This window comes from Pseudomonas sp. BCRC 81390 (assembly GCF_030341915.1).
In the GTDB taxonomy this organism is placed as follows: Bacteria; Pseudomonadota; Gammaproteobacteria; order Pseudomonadales; family Pseudomonadaceae; genus Aquipseudomonas.
Genome location: NZ_JATAAG010000069.1, coordinates 307,192 through 321,913, shown reverse-complemented (window position 1 = coordinate 321,913; position 14,722 = coordinate 307,192). Strand labels below are relative to the sequence as shown.

Annotated in this window: 3 protein-coding genes and 2 pseudogenes; 3 read left to right on the top strand and 2 right to left on the bottom strand. The window is 63.1% G+C overall.

Annotated features, from left to right (window positions below):
• The first annotated feature begins 19 nt into the window (after nucleotides 1–19).
• The 3 genes from QSV36_RS22875 (at nucleotide 20) to QSV36_RS22865 (ending at nucleotide 13,951) form a co-directional block, all read left to right on the top strand.
• Nucleotides 20–13,036 (top strand): hemagglutinin repeat-containing protein, encoded by a 13,017-nt coding sequence (locus QSV36_RS22875; protein WP_289134678.1) that lies wholly within the window; start codon nucleotides 20–22, stop codon nucleotides 13,034–13,036.
• 35 nt (nucleotides 13,037–13,071) lie between these two features.
• A complete protein-coding gene (locus QSV36_RS22870) occupies nucleotides 13,072–13,410 on the top strand; it encodes a hypothetical protein (protein WP_289134675.1) in 339 nt (112 codons plus the stop codon).
• Nucleotides 13,411–13,540: 130 nt separating this feature from the next.
• Entirely contained in the window at nucleotides 13,541–13,951 is a 411-nt protein-coding gene (locus tag QSV36_RS22865) for a hypothetical protein (protein WP_289134673.1), read from the top strand.
• 121 nt (nucleotides 13,952–14,072) lie between these two features.
• Here the strand turns inward: QSV36_RS22865 and QSV36_RS26175 are convergent.
• Both QSV36_RS26175 and QSV36_RS22860 read right to left on the bottom strand, forming a co-directional pair.
• Nucleotides 14,073–14,162, bottom strand: a pseudogene (locus QSV36_RS26175) (RNA 2'-phosphotransferase); the annotation flags it as partial.
• A 188-nt stretch (nucleotides 14,163–14,350) separates the two neighbouring features.
• Nucleotides 14,351–14,464, bottom strand: a pseudogene (locus QSV36_RS22860) (integrase core domain-containing protein); the annotation flags it as partial.
• Between the last annotated feature and the right edge of the window lie 258 nt (nucleotides 14,465–14,722).

Here is a 14,722-nt window from a genome sequence, read left to right as displayed (position 1 = left end):
GTTTTTCCCGAGTACTGACATGGACGTTCGTCAATTCGCCTTCCTGGCCCGCCAGCCTTCGGCTGCCCTGCAACCACGCCAGACCTTCTGGGGCTTGTCCAGGCGTGGGCTGGCTTTCATGCTGGCCAACATGATGTTCTGGCAGCCGCTGGTGGCCATGGCCGACGGCATCGTGGTCAACGGCAGCGGCACCCACCTGGGCCAGGCCGGCAATGGCGTGCCCATTGTCAATATCGCTGCGCCCAGCGCTGCCGGGCTGTCGCACAACAAGTTCAGTGACTACAACGTCGGCCAGCAAGGCGTCATCCTCAACAACGCTACCGACCGCACCCAGGCCACCCAGCTGGGCGGCATCATTCTCGGCAACAGCAACCTCGGCGGCCGTGCGGCGAGCACCATCCTCAACGAGGTCAATGGTGGCAACCCGAGCCAGCTCAAGGGCTATACCGAGGTGGCCGGGCGCTCGGCCCATGTCATCGTCGCCAACCCTTATGGCGTCACCTGCAACGGCTGCGGTTTCATCAACACGCCGAAGGCCACGCTGACCACCGGCAAGCCGGTGATCGAGAACGGGCAACTGCAGCGCTACCAGGTGGAGCAGGGCAGTGTCGCCATCGAAGGTGCCGGGCTCAACGCCAGCAACGTTGACCAGTTCGAAATCATTACCCGCAGCGCCAGGATCAACGCCGAGATCCAGGCCCGCCAGCTGGCGCTGGTGGCCGGCAGCAACGACGTGGATGCACACAGCCTGGCCGCCACTGCCCGTAGCGCCGACCCGGCTCAGGCCCCGCAGTTGGCCATTGACTCCTCGGCATTGGGCGGCATGTACGCCAACACCATCAAACTGGTGGGCACCGAGGCCGGCGTGGGGGTGAAGCTGGACGGCAAGCTGATTGCCAGCGGCGGCGACATCCAGCTCGATGCCAACGGCCAGTTGCGTATGGCCGAGGCCATCGCCGCCAAGGGCTCGGTAGCGATCAAGGCTGGCCAGCTCGATGCCCAGGGCGCGGTGTATGCCGGCAACGAACTGAAGGTGCGCACCCAGGGCGACCTGAACAACCGCCAGGCACTGGCTGCCGGGCAGCGCATCAGCCTCGACAGCGGTGGGCGCCTGAGCAACCAGGGCATCATCGAAGCGGGCGTCAACGCCGACAATAGCCGCAATGCCACGGGCGACGTGCGTCTGAACGCCACGCAGGTCGACAACCTTGGCCACACCGTTGTGGCCAGCCGCGACCTGAGCGTGACGGCGCGGCAAGGCCTGAACAACCAGGGCGGCACCCTCGCTGGCCAGCGCCAACTGGCCGCCAGTGCCGGCACCCTCGACAACCGCAGCGCCGGCCGCCTGCTCAGTGGCAGCCAGGCCGACATCACTGCCTCGAGCCTGCTCAATGGCCAGGGCGGGCTGATCGACGGCGCGACCGTGAACGCCAAGGTCGGCCAGTTGGACAATACCGCCGGCACACTGCGCGCCGGCCAGCACCTTGGCCTGACGGCCAGCACTGCGGTGGATAACCGTGGTGGTCAGCTCACCAGCCTGCAGACCCTCAGCCTCGAGGCTGGCCAGGTGAACAACAGCGATGGCGGACGCATCGCCAGCAACCAGGCGCTGCGCGCCAGTGTCGCCGGGCTCGACCAGCATAATGGCGGCCGCCTGACCAGTGCCAGCGAACTGAGCCTGGACCTGAACAAGGGGCAGCTGAACAACCAGGGCGGCCTGATCAATGCGCCGCGCCTGACCCTGAGCAATCTCGACAGCGTGGATAACCGCCAGGGCGAGATCTCCAGCGCCCAGGCCTTCGCACTGGTGGCTCGCAGCCTCGACAACAGCCTCGGCAAGCTGCTCGGCAACCAGAACCTGACCGTGCAGTTGGAGCAGGCGCTGAACAACACCGGCGGCCTGGTTTCCGCAAGTGGCGTTGATGTGCGTGCCGCCAGCCTGGACAACCATCAAGGTACCCTGACCAGTCGTGCAAACCTGGCGCTGCAGGTGGCAGGTGCCAGCAACAACCAGGCCGGCGAGATTGCCAGCGTCGGCACCACCAGCCTCAAGGGCGGCAGCCTGGACAACCGGGCAGGGCAGGTGACCGGTGATGCGGCACTGCAGGTGGCCCTGGCTGACGCCCTGGACAATCGCCAGGGCTTGCTCGGCGCTGGCGGGGCGATCGACCTGCAGGCCGCCAGCCTCGACAACCGCCAGGCCGGCAGCCTGGTCGGCGATGCTGGCCTGGCTGCCCGGGTCGCCGGGCTGCTGGACAACCAGCAAGGCGAGATCAACGTCAAGGGTGGCCTCGACCTGCGCGCCGGCAAACTCGACAACCGCGCCGGCAAACTGCGCGCAGGCCAGGAGGCGCGGCTGGATGTCGACCAGCTGGACAATCGCCAGCAAGGGCTGCTGAACAGCCTGGCGGCGTTCAGTTACAAGGGCAAGCAGCTGGACAACCGTGGCGGCCTGCTCAGCGCCGCCGGGCCGCTTCGCCTGGAGGGCGACAGCCTGGACAACAGCGGCGGCAGGGTTTCCAGCCAGCGCGCGCTGGTGGCCCAGCTTGGCCGCATCATCAACCAGGGTGGCGAACTGGTCGCGCAGGGCGACCTGCTGCTCACCGGCACCAGCCTCGACAACCGCAGCAACGGCCTGGTCGGCGGTACCAGCGCGTTGCAGCTGAATGTGGCCGAAATCGACAACCGTGGCGGAGAGATCTCCACCAGCAAAGGCGTGACGCTGCAAGGCAGCCGTCTGGACAACAGCGACAGTGGCAAGGTCCTTGCCGGTAGCCACCTGCAACTGCAGATGGCCGAGGTGATCAACCGTAACCTCGGCCTGCTGTCTGCTGCGGGCCCGCTGACCCTGGTTGGCCAGCAACTGGACAACAGCCTCGGGCGCCTGGTCAGTGGCGGCAACCTGGACATTGGCTTGGCCGGCGGGCTGGCCAACCAGCAAGGGCTGATTACTGCCGAAGGGCGCCTGGGCGCCACTGTCGGTAGCCTGGACAATAGCACTGGCAAGCTTTCCAGCGCTGCCGACCTGACCCTGGCCAGCGCCGGCGCACTGCGCAACCGCAACGGCTCGATCACCACCGACGCCGGGTTGGCCCTCACCAGCCGCAGTCTCGATAACGGCGAGGCCGGCCTGCTCAGCAGCAAGGGCGCGGCCAGGCTCGACACCGGGACCTTCGACAACGGCCAAGGCGCACAGCTGCTCAGCGGTGATCGCCTCGACCTGAAAGCCGGCCAGCTCAACAACGGCCAGGGCAGCCGCATCGCCAGTGAAAAGGCACTGGTCGCCAGCATCACTGGCCTGGCCCAGGACGGTGGCCAGCTGTTCAGCAAAAGCGCCTTGACCCTCGACCTGAACCACGGCCTGCTGCGCAACCGCCAGGGCCTGATCAACGCCCCCTTGCTGGTGCTGAACAACCTTGCCGAGGTGGATAACCAACAGGGCGAGATCTCCAGCGCCCAGGCCTTCACCGTGGCCGCGCGCAGCCTGGACAACAGCCATGGCCGGCTGATCGCCGAGCAGGGCCTGACCCTGCGCATCGAGCAGTTGCTGAACAACCTCAAGGGCCTGGTATCGGCCGATGGCCTGGACCTGCACAGCGGCAGCCTGGACAACAGCCTGGGCCTGATCAGCAGCCGTGCCGGCCAGGCACTGGTCGTCGACGGCGAGCTGCTCAACCAGGGTGGTACGCTGATCGCTGACCAAAACCTGGACATGCAGGCCAATAGCCTGGTGAACCAGCAGGGTCAGGTTTCCGCAGGGGGTGAGTTACAAGCGCAAGTCGACGCCCTCGATAACCAGGCCGGCATACTGGTTGCCTCTGGGCGCCTGAAGCTGACCGGTGGCACGCTCGACAACCGCCAGGGCGGCCTGGTAGGTGCGACCCAAGGCCTGAACCTGCAAGTCGCGGCGGTAGACAACCGCGCTGGCGAGCTGTCGAGCAAGATGGATGTCGTGTTGGGCGGCACCCGCCTGGACAACAGTGACGGCGGCAAGGTGCTGGCCGACGGCAAGCTGCAGCTGGCCGTCGCCGACGTGATCAACCGCAGCAAAGGCGTGCTCTCGGGCAAAACCGGCGTGAGCCTGGCCGGCGACAGTCTGGACAACGCCGGCGGCCTGCTGCTCAGCCAGCAAGCCTTGGATGCGACGCTGCAAGGCAAGCTGGACAACCGTCAGGGCCTAATCAGCGCCGAGGGCACCCTGGGGTTGACGAGCAACGCCCTCGACAACCGCGCTGGCAGCGTTTCCAGTGCCGGTGCATTGACCCTCAAGCATACCGGCAGCCTCCTCAACCAGGGCGGTGAACTGGTCACCGATGCTGCGCTGCAACTCAGCGCGGCCCAGGTCATCAACACCGACCAGGGCTCCCTCAGCGCCAAAGGGCCGGCCAACATCCAGGCGGGCAGCCTCGACAACAGCCGCAACGGCCGCATCGACAGCGGCGCCAACCTTGGCTTGACTACCGGCCAGCTGGGCAACCGCGACGGCGGGCGCATCGCCAGTGATGGCGCCCTGGAGGTCAATGCCACTGGCCTTGACCAGCAAGGTGGCAAGCTGTTCAGCAACAGCGCCCTGACCCTGGACTTGAACCACGGTCAGCTGGACAACCGTCAGGGCCTGATCAATGCCCCGATGCTGGTGCTCAAAAACCTCGATGGGGTGAATAACCACGGCGGCGAGATCTCCTCGGCGCAGGCCTTCACCCTGGCTGCGCACAGCTTGGACAACGGCAGCGGCAAGGTGCTGAGCAATCGATCGCTGACTCTGCGCATCGACCAGGCGTTGAGCAACATCAAAGGCCTGGTAGCCGCCGCGTCCCTCGACACACGCGCTGCCAGCCTGGATAACACTGGCGGCACGCTGACCAGCCGTGGCGGCCTCGGCCTGCAACTGGCGGGCAGCCTGAACAACGGCCAGCAAGGCCTGATCAACGCTGCTGGTCTGCTGGATATCGCGGCCCGCTCCGTCGACAACCAGGCGGGTTCGCTGCTGGGCAGCGTCATCCGCATCGACTTCGGCAGTGCCACCGGCGATCTCAACAACGACGGCGGCCTGATCACCACCGATGGCACGCTGAACCTCGACCATCTGCGCGACCTGAGCAACCGCAGCGGTGAAATCTCTACCCGCCAGAATCTCGACCTGGCCGGCCGCAACCTGGACAACAGCACCGGCAAACTGATCAGCAGCGGCCAGCTGGACGTCACCGCCCAGCGGCTGCTCAACCAGGGCGGCCTGGTCTCGGGTTGGCAGGGCCTGGGCGTGAGTCTGGGTAGCCTCGACAACCGCAACCAGGGCACCCTGTCCAGCCGCAACGGCGCGCTGCATGCACAGGTCAGCGGCGACCTGCTGAACAGCGCCGGTGGCGCCTTGGTCAGCCAGCAAGCCTTGAACGTGACAGCGGCGAACCTGGACAACAGTGGCGCCGGCATCCTCTCCAGTGCGGGTGGGCAGCGCCTGACCGTCAGCGGCCTGCTGAACAATGCCCAGGGTGGCTTGATCGACAGCGCCGCGGCCCTGACCCTGAACGCCATGGCCCTGGGCAATGGCAGCGGCAGCATCAGTGCCGGGCAGGCACTCGAAGTGAATGCCGGCAGCCTGGACAACAGCGCCGGTAGCCTGATCGGTAACGCCGCCGTTACCCTCAAACTGTTCGGCGCCCTGACCAACCGCAACGGCAAGCTCGCCAGCGCCGGCCCCCTGCGCATCGACAACGCCACCCAGATCGACAACCAGGGCGGCCAGATCGCCAGCCAGGGGCTGCTGGGCCTGTTCGCCGCCAGCCTGGACAACCGCAATCGCGGCACCGTGGCGGCCAACCAGCAACTGACCCTGGCTGTTGACGGCCAACTGCTGAACAGCGCCGATGGCCTGATCTACAGCCAGAACGGCGGTGCCGATGTGCGCGCCGCCAGCCTGGACAATGCCAAGGGCACCCTGCAGAGCCAGGGCGCCTTGCGCCTGGCCAGCGGTGATATCGACAATCAGAGTGGCCGCATCCTGGCCGACGCTGGCGACCTCGACGTCACGGCCGGCAACCTGGACAACCGCGGTGGCGTGCTGGGCAGCCTGCAAGGCAAGTTGGCCGCTGAGCTGCGCGGCGTGCTGAAGAACGGTTACGACCTGAACAACAACCGCCAGGGTGGCATCACCCAGGCCCAGGCCCTCGACCTCAAGGTGCTGGGTGGTATCGACAACTATGGCGGGCGGATTGCGGCACAGACCGGCGACGCCCTGGTCACCACCGGCGATTTCGACAACCGCAACGGTGGCCTCTACGCCCAGGGGCTGGTCAAGGTTACCGGTGGCAACTTCGACAACAGCGGCGAGAACGATGGCCAGATCGCCGGCCAACGCATCGATCTCGACCTCAGCGGTGCGCTGAACAACCGCCTGGGCATCATCGAAAGTGACAGCACCCTGGCGATCAAGGCGGCCAGCCTCGACAACCAGACCGGCCAATTGCGTGCACTGGGCACCAGCGGCGCCACGCGCTTCCAGATCGGCGGGCTGTTCGACAACCGCAACGGCACACTGGAAACCGCCAACAGCGACCTCGGCTTCACAGTCGGCAACTTCTTTAACGCGGGCGGCAGCCTGCTGCACGTCGGCAGTGGCAACTTCGCCATCAGCACCGCCAATGTCACCGGCGCCGGCGGCAGTATCGTCACCCGCGGCGGCCTGACCCTCAACGCTGTCAGCTGGAGCAATAGCAACGTCATCCAGGCCGGGCGCCTGACGCTCAATGTCGGCAACTTCAGCCAGACCGCCAACGGCCAGTTGCTGGCCAGCGAAGCGCTGGTCGGCAGCGGCAGCGACTGGAGCAACGACGGCCTGATCGCCAGTGACGGCAGCCTCAGCCTCAACCTTGGCGGCACCTATGCCGGCAATGGCCGCCTGAGCAGCCGTGGCACCCTCGGCCTCAGCGCCGCACAGGTAAACCTGGGCAGCGCCGGCAGCATTGCCGGCGGTGGTGCCACCAGCGTCTCGGTAGCCGGGCAACTGAACAATGCCGGGCGCCTCACTTCTGCTGCCGCGCTCAATCTCGGCGCGGGCGGCGTCAATAACCAGGGTACCTTGGGTGCTGGCGAAGCACTGAGCGTGACCACTGGCGCCCTGGTCAACAGCGACCACGCGCTGATCTTCAGCGGCAAGGACATGGGGCTGCGGGTCGCCAGCCTGACCAACAGCTATGCCGACGTCTACAGCCTGGGCAGCTTGACCATCGACCGCGACGGCCAGGGTGGCCTGGCCAGCAGCATCGTCAACCGTTCCGGCTCGCTGCAGAGCGACCTGTCGATGAGCCTGGCGGCGAGCACCATTCACAACGTGCGGGCGGTCCTGCAGACCGAGGACAAGGGCATCTACACTGCCCGTGTCGGCGAGGTGGCCTGCATCGAGGGCTATAACGCCGGCGACTGCGGTGGCAAGCGCAACCACGTCTGGGAAATCGTCCAGCGTGACAAGTTCGAGGTGATCGACGCCAGCGCCGCCTCCAGCATCACCACCGGCGGCAACCTGACCCTCCAGGGCGGCGACTTGCTCAACAGCAGCAGCACCATCGGCGCTGCTGGCAACCTGGTAGCCACGGTCGGCAGCCTGACCAACAGCGGTGTGGAAACCGGCGAGACCGAAACCACACGCATCTTCCGTTCCGAGCGCACCCGCAACGCCGGTGCCTGGTACCAGCTCGCCAGCTCGATCACCAGCCAATACTGGTATGAAAGCCCCGGTTACAACCCTGACAACCTGGGGGGCCTGCAAGCCGACCTGGCCAGGTTCATCGGCATGACCGAAGCGGAGCTGGTGAGCCTGGGCAGCACCCGCAAACTGGCGGCTGGCGACCAGAGCTACGCCGCCGTGATGCAGGCCAATGGCGCAGTGAACATCAGCGCTGGCAATGGCATCGACAACAGCGTCGTGCGCCCGGGCTACGCCTACATCGGCAGCGGTGCGCGTACCGATACCACGGCACCTGGCACGGCATTCTCCACCCGCATCACCCTCAACCAGCAGTTGCCGCCAGACCTAGCCCAGCAGCAGGTCAACCCGCTGACGCTGCCCGGCTTCAGCCTGCCCAGCGGGCAGAACGGCCTGTTCCGCCTGAGCAGCGAGGCGGGCAGCACACCCGCCAGCGGCCCGCAAAGCTGGAGCATGGGCGGCGCGAGCCTGAGTGTGGCGCAGCGTCAGCAGCCGTTGCCGCTGGCCCAGGGGCGCGCGCTCAGCATCGGTGCTGCCGACCAGGCAATTGCTAGCGGCACCACCCTGAGCACTGCCGACCGCACGCAGGCAAACGTCGCCGGCAATGCCAGCGCCGTCGACACCAGCCTGCCCGGCAACGTTGCTGGCCCCGTGCTGCCAGGTCGCTCTGCCGTGGACGACGGCATCAGCCAGGCCGCCACGCTCAATGGCCAGGGCCCGCTCACCCTCGAGCGCGTGCAAGGCCTGCCCGACAGCAGCGTGCGCAGCAACCCGCACAAGTACCTGATCGAAACCAACCCGGTGCTCACCGACCTCAAGCAGTTCATGAGTTCCGACTACCTGCTGGCGAACCTTGGCTACAACCCGGACGAAAGCGCCAAGCGCCTGGGCGATGGCTTCTACGAGCAGAAGCTGATCCAGCAGGCCGTGGTTGCCCGTACCGGGCAACGCTACATCGATGGCCAGAACACTGACGAACAGCTGTTCAAGTACCTGATGGACAACGCCATCCAGAGCAAACAAAAGCTCAACCTGGCGGTGGGCGTGAGCCTGACGTCTGAACAGGTGGCGGCGCTGACCCACGACATCGTCTGGCTGGAAAGCGCCGAGGTGAACGGCGAGCAGGTGCTGGTGCCGGTGCTCTACCTGGCCCACGGCAACAATCGCCTGGCCCCCAACGGCGCGCTGATCGCCGGCAACGATGTCAACCTGATCGCCGGCCAGAACCTCGACAACGTCGGCACCCTGCGCGCCAGCAACAACCTCTCGGCCAAGGCCGGCAACAACCTGGTCAACAGCGGCCTGGTCGAGGCTGGCAACCGCCTCGACCTGCTGGCTGGCAACAGCCTGGTGAACAAGGCCGGCGGCATCATCGCCGGGCGCGACGTCAGCCTGTCCGCCGTACAGGATGTGATCAACGAACGCACCCTGACCTCGCACCAGAGCAGCAACGGCAGCTACGCCCAGCAGCGCGACTTCGTCGACAACGCCGCCCGCGTGGAGGCCGCGAACAACCTGGCGATCAACGCCGGGCGCGACCTGAGCAACCACGGTGGCGTGCTCAGCAGCGCTGCCGACACCCGCCTGAAGGCGGGTCGCGATGTGAAGCTGACCTCGGCCGAGCAGGTCGTGGTCAACGACCGCGGCGTACGCCACACCGACAGCAGCGTGACCCAGAACGGCTCGAGCGTGCAGGCCGGGCGTGACCTGATTGTCAGCGCCGGGCGCGATATCAGCGCAGTGGCCAGTGCAATCGAGGCCAAGCGGGATGTGGCGATGGCGGCGACGGGCGATCTGCAGCTGGCAGCGGCCGCCAACGAGCAGCACTCGGCGAGCAAGACCCGCAAAGTCACCAGCCAGGAGGACCATGTCCAGCAGGTCGGCAGCACCGTGGTAGCTGGTGGCAATGTGGCCTTGAAGGCTGGAGACGACCTTGCCCTGAGCGCCAGCCGCGTGACTGCGGGCGATGAGGCATACCTTTACGCCGGCGGCGATGTGCAGCTGGCCGCGCAGGAGAACAGCGACTACAGCTACTACCGCAAGACCAAGACCAGCCACTCCGGGCTATCCAGCAGCCAGAAGACCCGCATCGACAGTTCGACGGCCATCACTCAGCAAGGCTCGTCGGTCAGTGGTGACACGGTGGTCGTTCGAGCCGGGCAGGATATCGGCGTGTCGGGCAGCAGCATCGTGTCGACCAACGACACCAGCCTGCTGGCGGGCCGCAATGTGCAGATCGACAGCGCGACCGAAACGTTCGAACAAAGGCACGCCAGTTCGAAGAAGAAGTCGGGCCTGCTCAGCAGCGGTGGCATCGGCTTCACGTTGGGCTCGACCAGCCTGGAAAAAACCTCGACCAGCACCAGTGAGAACGCCAAGGCCAGCACCATTGGCAGTGTGCTGGGCAATGTCACCATCGAGGCGGGCAAGGAGCTCGGCATCAAGGGGTCGGAGGTTATCGCCGGCAAGGACATCACCCTGGTCGGGCAGAACGTCGAGATCGTTGCTGCCGAAAACCACAACAGCAGCGAGCAAACCTCCAAGAGCAAGAGCAGCGGCTTGACCCTGGCGCTGTCCGGTACGGTTGGCAGTGCCATCGACACCGCTTACCAGGTTACCAAGCAAGCGACCCGGGAAGAGGACAGCCGGCTCTCTGCCCTTCAGGGCATCAAGGCCGGCCTGACCGGTGTTCAGGCCTGGCAAGCTGCCCAGCAGAACGGCGGCATGACGGCGGCTAATGCTGGCCAGTTCGTGGGCATCGCCGTATCGCTGGGCGGGCAGAAATCGAGCTCGCGGCAGACCCAGGAACAGACCGTCAGCCAGGGCAGCAGCCTGACCAGTGGCAACGACCTGAGCATTGTGGCCACCGGCAACGGGGCCGGCAGCGGCGGCGACGTCCGTGTTCAAGGCAGTCAACTCAAGGCCGGCAACGACCTGCTGTTGTCCGCTGAGCGCGACATCCGCCTTGAGGCTGCGGCCAATACGCAAAAGCTCGATGGCAAGAACAGCAGCAGCGGCGGCGCCATCGGCGCCAGTATCGGTGTTGGTCCCGAAGGTGGCGGCCTCAGCATCTTTGCCAACGCCAACAAGGGCGCCGGCAACGAGAAAGGCAACGGCACGACCTGGACCGAAACCACCCTCGATGCCGGTAATGAGGCAACCCTGCGCAGCGGGCGGGATACCGCGCTCAAAGGCGCGCAGGTCAACGCCGGGAAGATCACCGCCGACGTGGGGCGCGACCTGACACTGCAAAGCCTGCAGGACACCGACAACTACAAGTCCAAGCAGAGCAATGTCAGCGGCGGGCTGAGCGTCACCATCATCGGTGCCGGCGGGGCGAGCGGCAGTCTCAGCGCCAGCAAGACCAAGCTCGACTCCAAGTACCAGAGCGTGCAGGAGCAGACCGGCCTGTTCGCCGGCAAGGGCGGTTATCAGGTCGATGTCGGCAAGCACACCCAGCTCGACGGCAGCGTCATTGCCAGTACCGCCGATGCCGACAAGAACCGCCTGAGCACCGGCACCCTGGGCTGGAGCAGTGTCGAGAACAAGGCCGAGTTCAAGAGCCAGATGGCCAGCGCCAGCCTCAGCGGTGGCAACGGTGGCACTGACAGGTTCACCAGCAACATGCCAAGCGGCACGTTGATCGCCTACAACCACAGCGGCAGTGCCAGCGGCACCACGGCTTCGGCCATTTCCGAGGGCACGCTGGAAATCCGTGACCCGGGCCGGCAGCAGCAGGATGTAGCCAGCCTCAGTCACGACGTCGAGCATGCCAACGACAGCATCAGCCCGATCTTCGACAAGGAGAAGGAACAGCGGCGGCTGCAGCAGGTGCAGCTGATTGGTGAAATCGGCACACAGGTATCGGACATCGTCCGTACCGAGGGGCAGCTGAAGGCCGACAAGGAGGCGCGTGCGGAACTCGATGCACGCGGCATCCCGGCGCCGGGTGAAGGGGCAAGCGAGGCGGCGAAAAAGGCGTACCAGGAACAACTGGTCGCCACTGAGGCTTACCAGCGCATCATGGGTAAGTACGGCACCAGTGGTGATTATCAAAAGGTCACCCAAGCCGTTACGGCTGCCTTGCAGGGGTTGGCGGGCGGCAACCTCGGTGGTGCGCTTGCCGGTGCGTCGGCACCTTACCTGGCCGGGGTTATCAAGAAAGTAGCGGGTAATAACGACAACGTCCGGGTCATGGCCCATGCCGTATTGGGTGCTGTGGTGGCCCAGGCCCAGGGTAACTCGGCGGTTGCGGGTGCGGCCGGTGCAGCTACGGGTGAGTTGATTGCTGCCCAAATCTACCCTGACAAGAGTCGGGATCAACTGAGTGAGGAAGAGAAACAGACCATCTCTGCGTTGGCAACGCTTGCATCAGGGTTGGCAGGTGCTGCAACGGGCGGAGGCTTGGCAGATGCTGTCGCAGCGGGCCAGGCGGGAAGGAACGCCGCGGAAAACAACGCGCTGAGCGATATTGCTGAGGCATTGGCGGCAGGCAAGACACCGGAGGTTGTGGCCGAAGAGCATGTCAAGGCAGAGAACGAACGCTACAGGCAGCAGAACTGCGCCGGGTTAAGCTCGGATGCCTGCTCGGTCAAGATGTACAAGGAGCGACGGGAACACCTGAACGATACACTGTCGACGGGGGCTGATTTTGTACCCGTAATTGGTGATATAAAGAGCTATGCGGAAGCGGAGAGCGCGCTGGATTATCTCGCCGCAACCATAGGCATCGTCCCGGGTGTAGGGGATGCTGCGGGCAAGGCGATTAAAGCGGCTGAAACAGCGCTAAAGAAAGGGAACCTTGCTGAAGCGTCTCGGCTGATTAATGAGACCAGTCAGTACATAGCGTCTGGGATAAAAGGTAAAGGCTCCGAGGCTCCGTATAATTCGCAAACCACTAGAAGTGAGCTTGAATCTACTTATGGGCGTGACAATGTTATTTCCACTACAGTCCCGCCAGTCGATGGTCGAAATGTGCATCTTGCAGGTCAGCGCCACCCAGTAACGGGTGTTGTGTTTGATAATCGGGGCTTCCCTATATTTGATGATGTGGCTGCATTTGATACGAGAATATCAATTGAAGCCTTCAAGGCTGCGAGCTATGGAGGGCAGATGAAGCTAGCGACCAAAGAATTGTTAGGCGCGATTCAGCAAGGTCAAATAAAAGCCTCAAGTTTTACTTATAAGCAGCTTCAGCAGATTAATGCAGGTTCAAAGAAAATTGATGGTTATACGTGGCATCATCATCAGGATAGCGGACGGATGCAGTTGGTTCCTGAGCTAATTCATAAGAAGACAGGACATATCGGCGGCGAAGCCATGGGGGGTGGAATGTGAGTTTGAGTGAGTCTGGTTGCTTCAGTAATGAGTTGATGGCTTTCGTTATTACTTGCCTCTTTTGTGGGGCTATAAGCAGGGACGAGCTTAACGCATGGTGCGCTCAAGCGTTGTCGCTAGATAATGCTCCTGTGTACTTGTATGATCTGATGGATTTTCATGATGAAATATTTAGAATATTTAAGGTGATTGGCTATGTCCCCCATTGGGAACATACGGAAGATGAGGAATATGCTATATACGGTATTGCTGTTCGTAGAGGGTTTGAACCATACGACATGCCATTAACGCCAGACAAAGCGCTCGCCTGTCTTGCAGCGAAACCTGATATTGAGCAGCTTTTTGGTCAGGTTTTTGACTTTGTCAGGCTATAAATTGATACAGCGCAGGCGTCGTCGCAGGTGTTTGGTGCGGGCCGTAACGCGGTTGAAAACAGAGTGGTGGGTTTGCTAGTAGCAACCCTTACGGGGCGTCAGAGGCTCCGCGCATTACAGGGAGCAAGAAGTGAAAGCATATCTGTATGACTCTCCTGTCTTACCTAGTGGTTTCAAGCTGCCACAAGAGTATATTGATTTTGCTGTTAGTGATTGCTCTCAGGATTTGTATCCTTGGAGGACTCTGGCGGCAGATATGGCAAACTCTCTTTATTATTTTGGCGCTATGCTTTTGAAGTTTCCAAAAAACCCCTTGGTGCCCTTTGCAATAATTCATGATGAGTCGGGCGTGTATAATGACGGGTGGGTTGTTTTGGCGTGTTTTGACGGGGCAGATTTTTCAGATGATCCGTCGGTGAAAATATATGACTACTCCAATCCTAAAGCCTTGCCTTGGGAGAATAGGTGCTATCAGAATTTCTCTGATTGGCTTGAGGCGGCTAAGAAGGATTCGTCAGGTTATAGGTCATCGCTATGTTGACTTATGAATCTGGTTTCTACATGTGCGGTTAACCAAACCCTATTCTCTGCCTGAAAGAACTTAAAGCCCTGTTGGTGCATCCGCAGGGCTTCAATTTTGAGTACCGCAGGCTTTCCATAGCGCTGTCTAGCTGCAAGCCGATAGCGTGTGGTTCATGCCTGAGAACATAGCTAAGAAACTTGCTGGTCTCGTTGAGTTGCTTGGTACTCATCCTGCTTAACGCCTCAGAATTATTAATTGATTGGCAGCGGATTACATCATCGTGTCTAGTCCTGAAATAGGTTTACACCCGGCGGAAAAGGAGACCGGAAAAGGGGACAGATTTATTTTTCGGCTGCCAGCGATGTGGGTGTCTATTCCTGAAATAGGTTTACACCCGTTCAGGTAGGCCGACACGTCTCAAAACGCCCGATGCACCGCATCGGACGTTTTGTTTTTCAGGGCCATATGGGGCCGTTCTGTGTTGTAGATCTGCACTGCATCATCGACCATCTTCCTCGCCTGCTCAAGATCTGTAACCGTCCGCTCAGCACACCCAGCTCGACGGCAGCTTCATTGCCAGTACCGCCGCTGCCGACAAGAACCGCCTGAGCACCGGCACCTTGGGCTGGAGCGCTATCGCCAACAAGGCCGAGTTCAAGAGCCAGATGGCCAGCGCCAGCCTCAGCGGTGGCAACGGTGGCACTGACAGGTTCACCAGCAACATGCCAAGCGGCACGTTGATCGCCTACAACCACAGCGGCAGTGCCAGCGGCACCACGGCTTCGGCCA